This window comes from Paractinoplanes globisporus DSM 43857, from assembly GCF_000379645.1.
Lineage (GTDB): Bacteria > Actinomycetota > Actinomycetes > Mycobacteriales > Micromonosporaceae > Actinoplanes > Actinoplanes globisporus.
This window is the reverse complement of sequence record NZ_KB903356.1, coordinates 245,003-260,253: the sequence shown is the minus strand read 5'-3', so window position 1 is coordinate 260,253 and position 15,251 is coordinate 245,003. Positions and strand designations below refer to the sequence as shown.

The 15,251-nt window shown below is 72.0% G+C and carries 16 protein-coding genes; 12 read left to right on the top strand and 4 right to left on the bottom strand.

Annotation, left to right across the window (positions count from 1 at the left end; all coding sequences use genetic code 11):
• The first annotated feature begins 45 nt into the window (after window positions 1-45).
• From fakA to A3CQ_RS0147415, 3 genes are read left to right on the top strand one after another with little or no spacing between them, the layout of a single operon-like run.
• The gene (gene fakA / locus A3CQ_RS0147425; protein ID WP_020518019.1) at window positions 46-1,653 is read left to right on the top strand and encodes a DAK2 domain-containing protein; all 1,608 of its coding nucleotides are present in this window, start codon (window positions 46-48) and stop codon (window positions 1,651-1,653) included.
• Complete coding sequence (recG, locus tag A3CQ_RS0147420) at window positions 1,650-3,842, top strand: ATP-dependent DNA helicase RecG (RefSeq protein WP_020518018.1); 2,193 nt, start codon at window positions 1,650-1,652, stop codon at window positions 3,840-3,842. The genes fakA and recG overlap by 4 nt, the downstream gene beginning before the upstream one ends.
• Window positions 3,839-4,180, top strand: coding sequence for a DUF952 domain-containing protein (locus A3CQ_RS0147415; protein ID WP_020518017.1), 342 nt, complete (start codon window positions 3,839-3,841; stop codon window positions 4,178-4,180). The genes recG and A3CQ_RS0147415 overlap by 4 nt, the downstream gene beginning before the upstream one ends.
• A gap of 59 nt (window positions 4,181-4,239) precedes the next feature.
• Here A3CQ_RS0147415 and A3CQ_RS0147410 read toward each other — a convergent pair whose 3' ends face one another.
• Window positions 4,240-5,745 (bottom strand): hypothetical protein, encoded by a 1,506-nt coding sequence (locus A3CQ_RS0147410; protein WP_020518016.1) that lies wholly within the window; start codon window positions 5,743-5,745, stop codon window positions 4,240-4,242.
• Window positions 5,746-5,847: 102 nt separating this feature from the next.
• Window positions 5,848-6,834: a hypothetical protein gene (locus tag A3CQ_RS0147405; protein WP_020518015.1), complete on the bottom strand. Its 987-nt coding sequence runs from the start codon at window positions 6,832-6,834 to the stop codon at window positions 5,848-5,850.
• 333 nt (window positions 6,835-7,167) lie between these two features.
• Here A3CQ_RS0147405 and rsmD point away from each other — a divergent pair, with 333 nt between their 5' ends.
• From rsmD to mutM, 9 genes are all read left to right on the top strand, one after another.
• Window positions 7,168-7,731, top strand: coding sequence for a 16S rRNA (guanine(966)-N(2))-methyltransferase RsmD (gene rsmD / locus A3CQ_RS0147400; RefSeq protein ID WP_026207001.1), 564 nt, complete (start codon window positions 7,168-7,170; stop codon window positions 7,729-7,731).
• Window positions 7,728-8,207 (top strand): pantetheine-phosphate adenylyltransferase, encoded by a 480-nt coding sequence (gene coaD, locus A3CQ_RS0147395; RefSeq protein ID WP_040434207.1) that lies wholly within the window; start codon window positions 7,728-7,730, stop codon window positions 8,205-8,207. The genes rsmD and coaD overlap by 4 nt, the downstream gene beginning before the upstream one ends.
• Window positions 8,208-8,341: 134 nt before the next feature.
• On the top strand, window positions 8,342-8,839 hold the full coding sequence (locus A3CQ_RS0147390; RefSeq protein ID WP_020518012.1) for an SPFH domain-containing protein: 498 nt from the start codon (window positions 8,342-8,344) through the stop codon (window positions 8,837-8,839).
• Window positions 8,840-8,916: 77 nt separating this feature from the next.
• Window positions 8,917-9,483: a YceD family protein gene (locus tag A3CQ_RS0147385; protein ID WP_026207000.1), complete on the top strand. Its 567-nt coding sequence runs from the start codon at window positions 8,917-8,919 to the stop codon at window positions 9,481-9,483.
• Between the two features lie 2 nt (window positions 9,484-9,485).
• On the top strand, window positions 9,486-9,659 hold the full coding sequence (rpmF, locus tag A3CQ_RS0147380; RefSeq protein ID WP_020518010.1) for a 50S ribosomal protein L32: 174 nt from the start codon (window positions 9,486-9,488) through the stop codon (window positions 9,657-9,659).
• Between the two features lie 22 nt (window positions 9,660-9,681).
• A complete protein-coding gene (locus tag A3CQ_RS56525; protein ID WP_370657646.1) occupies window positions 9,682-10,683 on the top strand; it encodes a phosphate acyltransferase PlsX in 1,002 nt (333 codons plus the stop codon).
• Window positions 10,680-11,426 (top strand): ribonuclease III, encoded by a 747-nt coding sequence (gene rnc / locus A3CQ_RS0147370; protein WP_020518007.1) that lies wholly within the window; start codon window positions 10,680-10,682, stop codon window positions 11,424-11,426. Before A3CQ_RS56525 ends, rnc begins: the two co-directional genes overlap by 4 nt.
• Before the next feature lie 8 nt (window positions 11,427-11,434).
• Complete coding sequence (locus A3CQ_RS0147365; RefSeq protein ID WP_245577669.1) at window positions 11,435-12,607, top strand: mannosyltransferase family protein; 1,173 nt, start codon at window positions 11,435-11,437, stop codon at window positions 12,605-12,607.
• An 11-nt stretch (window positions 12,608-12,618) separates the two neighbouring features.
• A complete protein-coding gene (mutM, locus tag A3CQ_RS0147360) occupies window positions 12,619-13,473 on the top strand; it encodes a bifunctional DNA-formamidopyrimidine glycosylase/DNA-(apurinic or apyrimidinic site) lyase (protein ID WP_020518005.1) in 855 nt (284 codons plus the stop codon).
• On the opposite strand, the gene A3CQ_RS0147355 is transcribed toward mutM, so the two are convergent.
• Window positions 13,427-13,996, bottom strand: a complete 570-nt coding sequence (locus A3CQ_RS0147355) for a spherulation-specific family 4 protein (protein WP_020518004.1) — start codon at window positions 13,994-13,996, stop codon at window positions 13,427-13,429. The genes mutM and A3CQ_RS0147355 overlap by 47 nt on opposite strands.
• Window positions 13,993-15,246 (bottom strand): hypothetical protein, encoded by a 1,254-nt coding sequence (locus A3CQ_RS0147350; RefSeq protein ID WP_157297174.1) that lies wholly within the window; start codon window positions 15,244-15,246, stop codon window positions 13,993-13,995. Before A3CQ_RS0147350 ends, A3CQ_RS0147355 begins: the two co-directional genes overlap by 4 nt.
• Window positions 15,247-15,251 lie beyond the last annotated feature (5 nt).

The window sequence follows — 15,251 nt, the reverse complement described above, 5'->3', positions numbered from 1 at the left end:
GTGCGGTCACCGGAGATTGTCAGGGGGCGTTAGTACGATTTTCGCGTGCTGGAGACCCTCGATGCCGCCGCGGTGCACCGCTGGTGCGGTGGTGGGCTCGCCGCGCTCCGCGCCCACCAGGACGAGATAGACGAGCTGAACGTCTATCCCGTCCCCGACGGCGACACCGGCACCAACCTCGTTCTGACCCTCACGTCGGCGCAGGAGGCTCTGGACGGGCCCCTCTCCGCCGACACCGGCGAGGCCGATGCCGAGGCCCCGCCGGCCGGCAACGCGCTGCGGCGCATGGCCCGCGGCGCCCTGCTCGGCGCCCGGGGCAATTCCGGCGTGATCGTCTCGCAGATCCTGCGCGGCATGGCCGACAGTCTCGCCACCACGGTCGCGGTGCGCGGGGTCGAGCTGGCCGGCGCGCTGCGCTCGGCCTCCGAGGCGGCCTATGCGGCGGTGGCCCGCCCGGTCGAGGGCACCGTGCTGTCGGTCGTCGCGGCCGCCGCCGACGGCGCCGGCCGCATCAAGTCCGACGATCTGGTCGTGGTGGCCCGGGCCGCGGCGCGGGCGGCGGCCGAGGCGCTGGCCCGCACCCCGCAGCAGCTGCCGGTGCTGGCCCGGGCCGGGGTGGTCGACGCCGGCGGGCGCGGCCTGGTGCTGCTGCTCGATGCCCTGGTCGACGCCCTCACCCTGTCCGCATCGGCCGTGCTCGCGCCGCCCGTGGTTGTCATCGAGGGCGAGATGTCCAATCATTTCGGATATGAGGTGCAATACCTTCTCGACGCCGCCGATGACGCCGTCGACCGGCTGCGCGAGACACTCGACGATCTCGGCGACTCGCTGGTGGTGGTCGGCTCCGGCGACGGCACGTGGAATGTGCACGTCCACGTGAGCGCGACGCGGATCGGCCCGGCCGTCGAGGCGGGCGTCGCCGCCGGCCGGCCACACCGCATCAGCGTCACGCCGCTCGAGTCCGGCCCGGCGCGCGCCGTCGAGGCCGCGCCGCCCGCACCGCAGGGCCGGGGTGCGGTGGTCGTGGCGGCCGGTGACGGGCTCACCGCGCTCTTCGAGGCCGAGGGCGCCACGGTCGTCGGGCGCAACCCGTCGATCCGCGAGATGCTCGACGCGATCGCCTCCACCGGCGTCGGCAGCGTCGTCCTGCTGCCCAACGACGCGAGTACGCACGCCGTGGCCACCGGCGCCGCCCGTGAGGCCGAGGCGGCGGGCGTGCGGGTCAGCGTCGTGCCGACCCGGTCCCCGGTGCAGGCGCTCGCCGCCCTCGCCGTGCGCGACCCGGCCCGCCCCTTCGCCGACGACGTGATCGCGATGGCCGAGGCCGCCGGCGCCTGCCGGTACGGCGAGGTCTGCACCGCCCAGCGCGACTCGCTCACGGTGGCCGGTCCCTGCCGGGCCGGCGATCTGCTCGGCCTGGTCGACGGCGAGGTGCACGTGATCGGCGCCGATCTGGACGACGTGAGCCGCCGCCTGCTCGACCGCATGCTCGGCGGCGGCGGCGAACTGGCCACCCTGGTGCTCGGCGCCGACGCCCCGGCCGCGCTGGAGGAGACGCTGCGCGGCCACGTCACGCACGTCTGGCCCTTTGTCGAGCTGGAGTGCTACGCGGGCGGTCAGCCCCGGTACCACCTGCTGGTTGGAGTGGAATGAGCGACCCGACGACCACCACCACACCGCTGCGCGCGGTGCTCGGCGAGCGCACGGCCAAGGCGCTCGCCACCCACCTCGAGCTGCACACCGCCGGCGACCTGATCTATCACTTCCCCCGGCGCTACGACGAGCGCGGCGAGCACACCGACCTGCGTGACCTGCAGATCGGCGAGCAGGTCACGCTGCTGGCGCAGGTGCAGTCGGTCAGCGTGAAACCGATGCGCGCCCGCAAGGGCAACATGCTCGAGATCACGATCGGCGACGGCTCCGGCGCCACCCTCACCTGCACCTTCTTCAACCAGGCCTGGCGCGAGCGCGACCTGAGACGTGGGCGGTGGGGCCTGTTCGCCGGCAAGGTCACCGACTTCCGCGGCAAGCGCCAGCTCAACGGCCCCGCCTATCAACTGCTGAGCGCCGACGCCACACAGGACGAGGCGGCCGAGGAGATCGAGGAGTTCGCGGGCGCGCTCATCCCGGTCTATCCCGCCGCCCAGGCCGTGCCGACGTGGGTGATCGCCAAGTGCGTCCGCACGGTGCTCGACACGTTCGAGCCGCCGCCCGACCCGCTGCCGGCGGCCGTGCGGGCCAACCGCAACCTGGCCGGCATCGGCACCGCCCTGCGCGAGATCCACCGTCCCAGCTCGAAAGAGGCGCTGTTCTCCGCGAAATACCGGCTGAAGTGGGACGAGGCGTTCGCCGTCCAGCTCACGCTGGTGCAGCGCCGGGCGCGCGCGGCGGCCACCCCGGGCACGGCCCGGCCCCGTACCGACGGGGGCATTCTCGAGAAATTCGACGCGAGCCTGCCGTACGAGCTGACCGAGGGCCAGCGTCACGTCGGTGAGGAGATCGCGGCCGACCTGGCCCGCCCGCACCCGATGCACCGGCTGCTGCAGGGCGAGGTGGGCTCCGGCAAGACCCTGGTCTCGGTGCGCGCGATGCTTCAGGTGGTCGACGCCGGCGGCCAGGCGGCCCTGCTCGCGCCGACCGAGGTGCTCGCCACCCAGCACTTCCGCGGCATCAGGGAGCAGTTGGGCGCGCTCGGCCGGGCCGGCGAGATCGACGGCGACCCGGGCGGCACCCAGCTCACGCTGGTCACCGGCTCGCTCGGGGCGGCCGCCCGGCGGGCCGCGCTGGCCAAGGTCGCCGACGGCACCGCCGGCATCGTGGTGGGCACCCACGCCCTGCTCTACGAGGGAGTCGACTTCAAGGACCTCGGCCTCGTCGTCGTCGACGAGCAGCACCGGTTCGGCGTCGAGCAGCGCGACGCGTTGCGCGCCAAGGCGGCCCGCCCGCCGCACGTGCTGGTGATGACGGCGACGCCGATCCCGCGCACGGTCGCGATGACCGTCTACGGCGACCTCGAGACGTCCACGCTGTCCGAGCTGCCGCGCGGCCGGTCGCCGATCGCGTCCCACGTCGTGCCGCCGGAGAGACCCGCCTTCCTCGACCGGGCCTGGAAACGCCTGCGGGAGGAGGTGGCGGCCGGCCACCAGGCGTACGTGGTATGTCCCCGCATCGGCACCGGCGGCGCCGATGAGGACGAGGAGCCACCGGGAGACAGCGAGCCCGCCCGGCGCCCACCCCTGGCCGTGACCGAGGTCGCGCCGCTGCTGGCCGAGGGTCCGCTGCACGGGCTGCGCATCGGGGTCCTGCACGGCAAGCTTCCCACCGACGAGAAGGACGCGGTGATGCGCGCCTTCGCCGCCGGCGACCTCGACGTGCTGGTCGCCACCACGGTGATCGAGGTCGGCGTCGACGTGCCCAACAGCACCGTAATGATCATCATGGATGCCGACCGGTTCGGCGTCTCGCAGCTCCACCAGCTGCGCGGCCGGGTGGGCCGGGGCTCGGCCGCCGGCATCTGCCTGCTGGTCACCGAGTCGGTGGAGGGCACCGCGGCCCGCGAGCGGCTCGACGCGGTCGCCTCCACGACCGACGGCTTCCGGCTCTCCGAGATCGACCTCGAGCAGCGCCGCGAGGGCGACGTGCTGGGTGCGTCCCAGTCGGGCCGCCATTCACACCTGCGGCTGCTCTCCCTGCTGCACGACGCCAAGCTGATCACCGACGCGCGCACCGAGGCGTCCGAGCTGATCGCCGGCGACCCCGACCTGTCCCGTCACCCCGCCCTGGCCGCCTCGGTGGCCGCGCTGGTCGACGAGGAACGCGCCGAGTACCTGGAGAAGGGATGATCCTGCACATCTGCCCACGCGACACGTGGGAGGCCGCGCGCGCCGCGGGCGTCTACGAGGGCGACACCCTCGCCACCGACGGATTCATCCACTGCTCGACCGAGCAGTGGGTGCACATGCCGGCGACGCTGCGGTTCCGCGGCCGCACCGACCTTCTCCTGCTGGAGATCGCCGAAGACCGCCTGCCGGTCGAGGTCACCTGGGAAGAGGGCGACCCGCCGCATCCCGAGGGCGCGCTCTTCCCGCATCTGTACGCCGCCCTGCCGACCGCCGCGGTCGTCGCCGTCCACGACTACCAACCGAACGAGGACGGCTCCTTCTCCCCGCCGAACATCTAGCTCGGAAAGACAAAGGGCGCGCCGGCCGATGGCCGACGCGCCCTTTCGTTACGTGCCTATCAGGCGGTGAACTTCAGCTTGCGCCGCCGGGCGACGAAGAAGAGCACGGCACCCGCGATCAGCAGGGCCGCCGCACCGGCCGCCAGGCCGCCGGCCGCGGCACCGGTGATCGGCAGGCTCGGGCTGCCACCGCCGCCACCGCCGGCCACCGGGGTGGTGGTGCTGGTGCTGGGCGTGGTGCAGACGAGCTGCTTCAGCGCGGCCTTGATCTCCTTGAGACCCACGATGTTGATCGTCACCTCGGTCGCGGAACCGGCGGCGAAGACCGCCTTCTCCGCGGTGCCGGCCGCGACGGTCAGCTTCTTGGTCTCGTCGCCGTACGCCACCGTGGCCTCGGCCGGGATGACGCCCTCGGGGTTGGTCACCGTCACCGTGACGTCGGTGCAGGTGTTCACGACGTCGACCGTCGGGAGCGCGCAGTCCGCCGGGGCGGCCCAGTTGTAGGTCTGGGTCTCCATGTTCGGGGCGCTGACGGTCACGGTGCCGGCACCGGCCGGAACGGTCACGGTCTCACCCTTGCCGGCGCCGACGGTGACGGTCTTGACCTGGTCGCCGTACTTGACGGTGAAGGTCTCCTCGTACTTGCCGTCGTTCGACAGGTTGATCGCCTGGGTGCCGTCGCAGGACGAGACCGCGGTGCTGGCCGGCGTGGTGCAGGACTTGTCGCCGCCGTTGTACCAGGCCTGCGGGCCCTTCGACTTGTTGCCGGGCGCGCCCTTCGAGCCGAGCTTGGTGTCGCCGTAGCGCGGGCCGTTGTCGGTGATCGTCGGGATGACGTCGTCGAGCGTGCCGAAGAACGAGTCGACCTGGGTGTAGCACGGCGGGGTCCGGACCCACAGCTTCAGCGAGCGCTGGTCGTTCGAGACGTAGCCGCTGTCCGTGTCGAACACGTACTGCGGAACGCTGAACTCCGGCTTCGGCGCGTAGTAGGCGACCGACGTGACCGGAACCTTGACGCCCTCGCAGAGGGTCACGTTGTCGTTCAGGTTGATGATCGTCGTGCCGCCGACGTGGTCCACCGCGAAGGTGTGGTTGAACGTGGCGCCCTTGGCGTCGACGCAGGTCGGCGCGGGCGGCGCACAATCCTGCTCGAGGGTCACCGTCGCCTTGTTGTTGTGGTCGGTCCAGTCGCTCCAGACCGCGTCGAACGAGATCGTGGCGGTCGCGGCCTGGTCGACGATCTGGGTGAACTGAACCGTGGACACGTGCCGGCGGGTCGCCGGCAGCAGCACGGTGCCGTTCTGGAGCGTCGCGTTCGAGTCGCCCACCTTGACCGGGGCCTCGCCCGGCGGCAGCTGCAGGTTCTGGACCGTGGCGCCGGTGGTGTCCTTGTAGTCGTTGGTGAGCGTCCAGGTGACCTGGTTCTTGCCGTTCACACACTTGGTCTTGCCGGTGACGTCGGCGGTGTGCGCGCTGGCGGGGCCGGCGACTGCCGCGACTCCGACCAGACCGATCACGGCGCCCGCGAGGACGGTCGCGGAGCGGTAGAGGAGCGATTTCCGCAAGAGGGGAACTCCATCCATCTGAAGGGGGGACAGGAGGTGCGGGGGCGCACCGACGTGGTCGGTACGCCCCGGGGTGTTGCTGTGCCTGCAAATGCCGCGGCGTCAGGCGGTGAACTTCACCTTGCGACGGCGGGCGAGGACGAACAGGACCGCGCCGAGGGCGAGAACCGCGGCCGCCGTGCCGGCGATGCCACCGGCCGCGGCGCCGGTCACGGGAAGCCCGCCACCCTCGCCGCCGGTGCAGTTGTCCGGCTTCTGGTAGTCGATCGTGGTGAAGTCCGAGAAGGTCTGGCCCTGGACGGTCACCGAGATCGTGACCTTCACCGAGAAGCCCTCGGTCGCGCTGAACTTCTCCGACTTCTTCTCACCCGGCTTGAGCGTGAAGGAGCGCTCCTCGCCCTTGGACGTCTTGAAGACGAACTTCCAGGTGATGCCGTCGGCCGGGTTGTCCGCGCCGATGGTGATCGTGGTGCAGTCCTCTTCGAGGAGCGGCGTGAAGACGTTCGGCTCACCGGTCGGCGGGGTCGGGATCGGGAGGCCGGGCTTGGTGTTCGTCGGAGTCGGCGTGGCCGACGCGGACGAGGAGGAGGGCGTGCCGCCGGCCGGGGTGCACTTCTCCGTCGGCGTGTCGACCGTCAGGGTCGCCGGAGCACGGTGATCGCCCTGGCCGTCGTTGGTGTAGCCGTCCGGCCAGACCAGGATGACCTTGAGCGTCACCGACGTGACCTTCGCGTCGGTGATACCGGTCGTGGCGGCGAGCGAGTCCTTCCAGTTGCCGGCGGTGTTCGCCTTGGCCACGGCGTCGGGCTCGATGGCCGGGCCGTGGACCTGCACCGGGGTGGTGGCGTCGCTGCCCTCGGTCTTGGCGGTCGCCGAGATCTCGCCCACCGTGGCGTCGGCCGGGTAGTCGTTGCCGATCTTCCACAGCACGGTCCAGTGACCGTCGGCTTCGAGGCAGGGCTTGTTGGCCTGGATGTCCGGGCTGTGCGCGCTGGCGGGCGCCGCGAGGGCGGCGACTCCGGCCATGCCGAGCAGCAGACCGGCGACCACGGACGTCGTACGCCGAAGCCGGGTCTTGAACAGGTTCACGCCTACTCCTGGGTCGGGTACAGGGGTGCGGCGAGGAAGCGGCGAGGCCGACGCCTTGTGCTGGGCGGGACCGTCGACGACGCTCCCACGTCGTCGAGACGCAGCCGTAACTACGTCCAACGGGGGATGACCCTAGCGACTTAGATGAATCTGGGAAATGCCTCAGGGATCCTTAAAACTGTTGTTGCGGTTCCGTGATCTTCGATCAACCGAGCGGCACGCGGCGGCTGCCGAGAGTGGTGGAAGAAAGGGGAATTGTTCACTCTCTGATAGCACTCGGTACGTGTTGAAGTAGCTTCGACTCGTGTTGTCGAATGACCCCGGCGAGGCCGTATGACCAGGATCATTGCGGGCGCCCACGGTGGCCGGCGGCTGTCCGCTCCGGCCGGCGTCCTCACCAGGCCCACTTCGGACCGTGTTCGTGAGGCTCTCTTCAGCGCGATCGACACGATGACCGACCTGTCTGGAGCGCGGTTCGCCGACCTGTATGCCGGATCTGGGGCGGTTGGTCTGGAGGCGCTGTCCCGCGGCGCGAACCATGCGCTTCTGGTCGAATCGGACGCTCGCGCGGCCCGGACGATCCGGGACAACATCGTGGCGCTGCGCGTCGGCTCGGCGGCCCGGCTGATCACCGGCAAGGTGTCCCAAGTGCTCGCCGGTGAGCCGGACGGCGGTCCGTACGACGTGGTGTTCGCCGATCCGCCGTACGCGGTCGGCGACGACGAGATCCTCCAGCTGCAAGAGGCGCTGGTGGCCGGTGATTGGCTCGCGCCCGACGCCGTGGTGGCGATCGAGCGCTCCAGCCGGGGTGATCCGCTGACCTGGGTGGACGGCATCACCGCCGACCGCAGCCGACGTTATGGGGAGACTACTCTTTGGTACGGTCGCCGATCATGAGACGAGCGGTGTGTCCCGGCTCCTTCGACCCGGTCACCAACGGCCACCTCGACATCGTCGGGCGGGCCAGCCGGTTGTTCGACGAGGTGATCATCGGTGTGCTGATCAACCAGTCGAAGACCGGCCTGTTCACCATCGAGGAGCGTCTCGAGATGCTCCGCGAGGCGACCGCCGAGTACGGCAACGTGCGGGTCGCCTCGTTCCACGGGCTGCTGGTCGACTTCTGCCGGTCGCAGGGCGCGGCGGTCGTGATCAAAGGACTACGCGCGGTCAGCGATTTCGACTACGAGTTGCAGATGGCGCAGATGAACATTGGGTTGTCCGGCGTGGAGACGTTGTTCATGCCCACGAATCCGCTCTATTCGTTCCTGTCGTCCAGCCTTGTCAAAGACGTGGTCAAGTGGGGTGGCGACGCATCGGCGTACGTTCCCGACTTCGTCGGCGAACGTTTGGTCACCCGGCTCAAGCAGAACTGACCTTCGGCGCGCCGAAAACCGGACAGGCGTGGACGCAGTAACGTGATCGCACCACGCTGCGTAGGTGGGCTGCCTTCAGTCCGTTCATGGGCGGCGGGCGGGGCGGTTGGATGGATGACAGGAGTGAATCACCGGTGGATCCGCTCGACAGCATCGACGAGATCATCGAACGCGTCCAGGACGCGCGCTCCGTCCCGATGTCGCGCACGAACTTCATGTACGACCGCGGCGACATGATCGAGATGCTCGACGCGCTGCGCTCGGAACTGCCGTCGGAGATCCGCAAGGCGGCGGCGGTGCTCGACGAGCGCGACCGGATCATCGAAGCCGGCCGCCGCGAGGCCGACCGGATCATCAGTGAAGGTGAGGCCGAGCACGCCCGGCTGGTCTCCGTCAACGAGATCACCGTCTCCGCCGAGCACGAGGGCGCCCGGATCATCGCCGAGGCCCGCACCGAGGCCCAGCGGCTGCGCGAGGAGGTCGACGACTACGTCGACACCGCGCTGGCCAACTTCGAGCAGTTCCTCACCCGGGCGCTGGCCTCGATAGAGCGTGGCCGGGACAAGATGCACGCCCTCCGCGAGATCGGCACCTTCCAGGGCGAGGACACCGAACGACCCCTGCCGTTCTGAGCGCCGCCCCGATTCGACGCTACGGCTGCTGCTCAGGTAGTCTTCTTCGTCGGCCTACCCACGGCTGAGAGTTCATGATGCCCAAGTCTTCCGCGCAGAGTCACCTGGATCCCAGGCTGCCCATGGTCGTCGATACGACCAAGCTTCCCCGGCAGCCTGGTGCGACGCGTGCCCTGAAACGGGTGATCCCGGCACCGGAAGATCTCGGCCTGGAACTGATCAAGGTTCCCGAGGGTTCGGATGTCGAGCTCGACCTCGTGCTCACCTCCGTCTCCGAGGGCGTCTACGTCTCGGGCCGGGTCCGTGGCTCGCTCACCGGCGAGTGCGGCCGCTGCCTCAACGAGATCAGCGAGTCCTTCGACGTCCCGATCGCGGAGTTGTTCGCCTACGCGGACAGCACCACCGAGGAGACGACCGACGAGGACGAGGTCGGCCGGATGCAGGGCGACCTGATCGACCTGGAGCCGGCGGTCCGGGACGCGGTGGTGCTCGCACTGCCGACGACCCCGCTCTGCCGGCCCGACTGCCCAGGCTTGTGCCCCGAGTGCGGGGTGCATTTCGACGACCTCCCGGCCGATCACAGCCACGAGGAAGTCGATCCCCGCTGGGCCGCTTTGCGCAACCTGACAGAAACTGAGGAGTAACCGTGGCCGTCCCCAAGCGCAAGATGTCGCGCAGCAACACCCGGTCCCGCCGGGCGAACTGGAAGGCGACCGCGGTCGCGACCCAGGCGTGCCCGCAGTGCAAGTCGCCGAAGCTGCCCCACACGGCCTGCTCGGTCTGCGGCACTTACAACGGCCGTCAGGTCCTCGAGGTCTGAGCCTCGCGGAGTGACGCGCCCAATTGTCGGGCGGGTCGCACCTGGGCTACGGCGCTCCACCGGTACGCCGGCTTCCTCAGCGGAGCCGGTGACCGCGCGGATCGCCGTCGACCTCCTCGGCGGGGACAACGCTCCCGCCGTCGTGGTTGACGGCGCTCTGCGCGCCTTCCAGGACGATCCGTCCCTCCACCTGCTTCTCGTCGGCACGCATGAAGCGGCCGGCGCGGTTCTTGCTGCCGTCGAACCGGCCGAGCGCGACCGGGTGGACACGCTGCCGATGCCGGCCGTCGAGCTGCACCCCGACGACGTCGCCCGGGCCGCCCTGCGCGCGGTGGCCGACGGCCTCGCCGACGCCGTCCTCTCGGCCGGGAACACGGCGGCCATCGTCGTCTCGGCCGCCCGCGCGCTGGGCCGCTGGCCCGGGGTTCGCCGCCCACCGCTCGCCGCCGTGCTGCCCAGCGCCGCGGGCCGGCTGGTCCTGCTCGACGTCGGCTCCGCCGTCGACCCCGACGCGCCGACCCTCGCCATGCACGCCCGGCTCGGCGCCGCGTACGCCGCGATCGTGCACGAGCTCGCCGAGCCTCGGGTCGGCCTGCTCACCATCGGCACCGAACGGGGCAAGGGCGACCGGCTGCGCCGGGCCGCGCCCGACCTGTTCGCCTCTCTCGACCTGCCGGCCGGCGCCCGATACGCCGGTCTGATCGAGGGGCACGATGTCGTGCTCGGTGACGCGGCCGATGTCGTCGTGACCGACGGCTTCACCGGAAACGTCCTGCTCAAGGGGCTCGAGACCGCGTACGCCAAGCTCGGCCCGCCCGGCGGGGGCACGGACGTGCCACCGCGCGCCGCCCTCCTGCTCGGCGTCGCCGGCACCGTTGTCGTCTGCCACGGTGCCGCGTCCGGCGCCGATCTGGCCGCCGGCATCGCGTTCGCCGCCCGGATGCACCGCCGCGCCGCCGTAGCGGCGATGGCCGAACACGTCCTTGAAGATCAGCAGAGCCCGCACAACGAGGTGTCCCCATGAGTGACAAGCGCCGCCGGCCGCCGACTCTCCCCCTCGAGGAGGCGTTCGGCGTCCCGCTCGAGCCGTCCCTGCTCGAGCGCGCCCTCACTCACCGGTCGTACGCGTACGAGAACGGCGGCCTGCCCACCAACGAGCGCCTGGAGTTCCTCGGCGACTCGGTGCTCGGCGTCGTGATCACCTCGGCGCTGTACCACAACCACCCCGACCTGCCCGAGGGTCAGCTCGCCAAGCTGCGGGCCAGCGTGGTCAACATGCACGCGCTGGCCGACGTGGCCCGCGGCCTCGGCCCGCACGGCCTCGGCCAGCACCTGCTGCTCGGCAAGGGCGAGGAGACCACCGGCGGCCGGGACAAGGCGAGCATCCTGGCCGACACCCTCGAGGCGCTGCTCGGCGCGATCTACCTGGAGCACGGCCTGGACGTGGCCGGCGAGGTCATCCACCGGCTGTTCGACCCGCTGATGGCCGAGTCGGCCGGGCGCGGCGCGGCGCTCGACTGGAAGACCAGCCTGCAGGAGCTGACCGCGGCGCTCGGGCTGGGCGTCCCCGACTACGTGATCGAGGACTCCGGCCCCGACCACGCCAAGACCTTCACGGCCTGGGTGGTGGTGGCCGGCGAGCGGTACGGCGGCTCCGAGGGGCGCAGCAAGAAGCAGGCCGAGCAGCGGGCCGCCGCGGCCGCCTGGCGAACGCTGAACGACCGCGGCGTCGACGCCATCGAGGATCCCGACGGCGAGAACGAGTGAGCGTCGCCGTGGACGAGAGACCCGGCGCCGAGCGGGCCGAGCCGCGCCCGGCGCTGTGGGAGCTGGCCGGCGCCTGGCGCGGGGTGCTCACTGCCGTCGGCATCTTCGCGGCGACCCGCCTCGGGCAACTGATCATGCTGGCCTGGCTCGGGAACGCCGCGCACAGCGACCGAACCCTGCGCGGCCAGCTGCTCGTCTGGGACGCGGGCTGGTTCCTGCGGGTCGCGGTCAACGGCTATCCGCATGGCTACACGTACGACGTCAACGGCCAGCTGCAGGGCAACGAGCTCGCGTTCTTCCCGCTCTACCCGATGCTCATCCGTGGCGTCGCCGCGCTCGGCATGAGCCCGCAGACGGCCGCGATCGGGGTCAGCTGGGTCGCCTCGATCGGCGCCGCGATCGCGCTGCACCTGCTCGGCACCAGCCTGTACGGCAAGCGGGCCGGCTGGGCGCTGGTCGCGATCTGCTGCAGCGCCCCGGTCTCGGTGGTGCTGTCCATGGCGTACTCGGAGGCGCTCTTCCTGGCCCTCGTGGCCGGCATGCTCGTCGCCGCCCACCGCCAGGTGTGGTGGGTGGCCGGGCTGCTCGGCCTCGGCGCCGCGCTGACCCGCCCGACCGGCGCCGCCGCCGCGCTCGCCCTCGCGGTGGCCGCGGTCATGGCGGTCCGCGAGTCCCGGCGCAAGGCGTGGCAGCCGCTCGGCGCCGCCGCGGTCGCGCTGGCCGGCGTGCCGCTCTTCCTGGCCTGGGTGGGGTGGCGGGTCCACGACCCGAGCGCCTGGTTCCGCATCCAGGCCGCCGGCTGGGGAACGTCCTTCGACTTCGGCGAGAGCACGTGGACCTTTCTGAGCCAGACGCTGAGCACCGGCGACGGCTGGGTGCCGATGAGCGTGGCGCTGATCCTGCTCGCCGCGCTGGCCGCGGCCGGGGTGGCGCTGGCCGGGAAGCCCTGGCCGCCGCTCGCGGTTTACGGGGTCGTGGCCATGGTGCTGGTCTACGGCCAGGCCGGTTTCTACCACTCGAAACCGCGCCTGCTGTTGCCCGTACTGTTGACGCTGCTTCCCGCCGCCGTCGCGGCGGCCCGAGCCCGCCCTCGGGTCGCGGTGCTGTCGATCGTGGCGTGGGCGGCGTTCGGCCTCTGGTACGGCGCCTACCTGGTCGCCGTCTGGCCCTACACCTTGTAAGAGGAGACCCCGTGCCCGAGCTGCCCGAGGTCGAGACCGTCCGGCAGGGCCTGGCCAAGTGGGTGGCCGGCCGGACCATCGCGACCGTCGAGGTGCACCACCCCCGCGCGATCCGCCGCCATCTGCCCGGCGACGCGCATTTCATCGCCATGCTGACCGGCCGCACGATCCTCGACGTGTCCCGCCGCGGCAAGTACCTGTGGCTACCGCTCGACTCCGGCGACGCGGTCATCGGCCACCTCGGCATGAGCGGCCAGCTGCTGATGCAGCCGGCCACCGCCGAGGACGAGAAGCACCTGCGCATCCGGTTCACGTTCACCGACGGCGGGTCCGAGTTGCGCTTCGTCGACCAGCGCACGTTCGGCGGCCTGTCCGTCTCCGAGGGCGGCGCCGACCTGCCCGATGAGATCGCGCACATCGCCCGCGACCCGATGGACCCGCTCTTCGACGACGAGGCGTTCGTGGCCCGGCTGCGCGGCAAGCACACCGAGGTCAAGCGGGCGCTGCTCGACCAGACGCTGATCAGCGGGGTGGGCAACATCTACGCCGACGAGGCGCTGTGGCGGGCCCAGCTGCACGGCGCCCGCCCCACCGACCAGCTGACCCGGCCCGCCGCCCGCCGGCTGCTCGCCCACGTCCGGGACGTTCTCGGCGAGGCGATCGTGGCCGGCGGGACGAGCTTCGACGAGCTCTATGTGAACGTGAACGGCGAGAGCGGCTACTTCGACCGGTCGCTCAACGCGTACGGCCGGGAGGGCGAGCCCTGCCACCGCTGCGGCACCCCGATCCGCCGCGAGCAGTTCATGAACCGCTCGTCGTTCAGTTGTCCCCGCTGCCAGCCGCGCCCCCGGCTGCGTACACGCTGAGGTAGGGGCTGGCGTCGGTCGCGAGGCCGAAGCCCGCCCCGCGCCGGCCCATCAGGCGGCGGGCGGCGGTGAGCAGCGCCGGCGGCACCCCGTGCACGATGTGCCCGTCGCCCGGCCGCACCCCCTCGCCGTCCCAGCTCTGGTAGGCCGACCACGGCCCCTCGAACGTGCAGATCCGCACGCCCAGATCGCGGTAGAGCGGGTGGGTCGGCACGCCCGGGTTGAGCACCACCCGGTGCAGCCCGCGCCGGGCGGCCAGCCGCACGGTCAGCGCCACCGGCCCCACCCCGCCCGACCCGGCCGGCGCCCGGTCGAGGAACAGCCCCTCCACCCCGTCCTCCCGCCAGGCGTCCACGTCGGCGAGCACGTCGGCCAGCGACCGGCTGCCCCAGTCGAGGTCGATGCGCCCCAGCGACTGGTGCAGCGTGCGGCGTTCGCCGGGCAGGTCGCGGATGATCCAGGTCTCGGCGTCCAGGGCCAGGTCGGGCGCGGGATGGGCGTACGGCGGGAAAAGGGTCTTCACGAGAGTCTCCGGTGGTCGGCAGCGGTCAGGGCGACGGCGAGCAGGCCGGCCAGGTGGGTCACGGCGAGCGCGCCGACGGCGTCCGGCAGGGGGCCGGCGGCCGGTAGCGGAAGGATCTTCAGAGCGACGGTGACCAGCGGCGGCGAGACCGCCATGGCGGCGGCGATGCCGGTGCGGCCCCGGGCGGCGAGCAGATAGGTGACGGCGAAGACGCCGCCGAGCAGCGTGCCCCCGGCCAGCGCGAGCACGTCGGCGGTGGCGGTGGTCCGGTAGGCGGCCACGGCCAGCGCGCACCCCATGGCCAGCGGCGGCAGCAGGCCGGCGAGCGTGACCGCGGTGACGCCGCGCCGCCCGGCCGGATCGTGACCGGCCTCGGTGCTCCACCCGATCAGCGCCTCCAGGATCGGCACGGCCAGCAGCAGCGGGAGCCAGAACGGGGCGGTCGACCCGGACGGCCCGGCCCGCCAGACGAGTCCCACGCTGATCGCCTGGGACGCGCCGATGATCAGGTATCCGGTCGCCTGCCGCAGCTCCGGCCCGGTGAGCCGGAACGACCGGCGGGTGCCGGGCAGCATGGCCGGCCGGAAGGCACGGACCAGCGGCACCACGATGGCGGCCGGCAGCAGCGTGCCGATCGGCAGCCACGGCACGGGCGATCCCGCCAGCGCGACCAGAGCGGCCACGGCGAGCAGCCAGCAGGGCACGCACCAGCGCACGACATCGGCCTCGGCCCGGGTGACCAGCGCCGCGGTGACGGTCGCCAGCGTGGCCAGCCCGCCCAGCCCGACGACGAGCGCGAGCCCGCGATGGGGCCCGAGCAGCGCGGACGGCGCGATCCAGACGAGCGCGCACCACACCCCGGTCACCGCCGCGAAGCCCGTCCCGACCAGCCGGCAGGCGGCCGAGGGACCGGCGCGCCGGGCCACGGCCACGCCGGCGCAGGTCAGGGTCTGGGCCGCGGTCCAGCCGAGCAGCAGCGCGACCAGCGGCACCGGCCACGCAACCTGTCCGAGCGATCCGCCGCCGGCGATGGCGACGCTGAGCGGCCCGAGATAGAGCCCGCAGCGCAGGAGGGTGGCGGTGAGGTAGGCCCGGCGCGCCGGCGCATGCCGGGCACCCCGCACGGACGTGGGTGGGGCGATTTCTTCGAGGACCGGTGGCGGCTCGGCGGCGTGTCGTGCCCTTGCCCGTACGGCGGGAGCGTGCCGCCCGGCGCCGACCGGTCCCTGACGACGCGTGCGCGTCCGCACCGCTC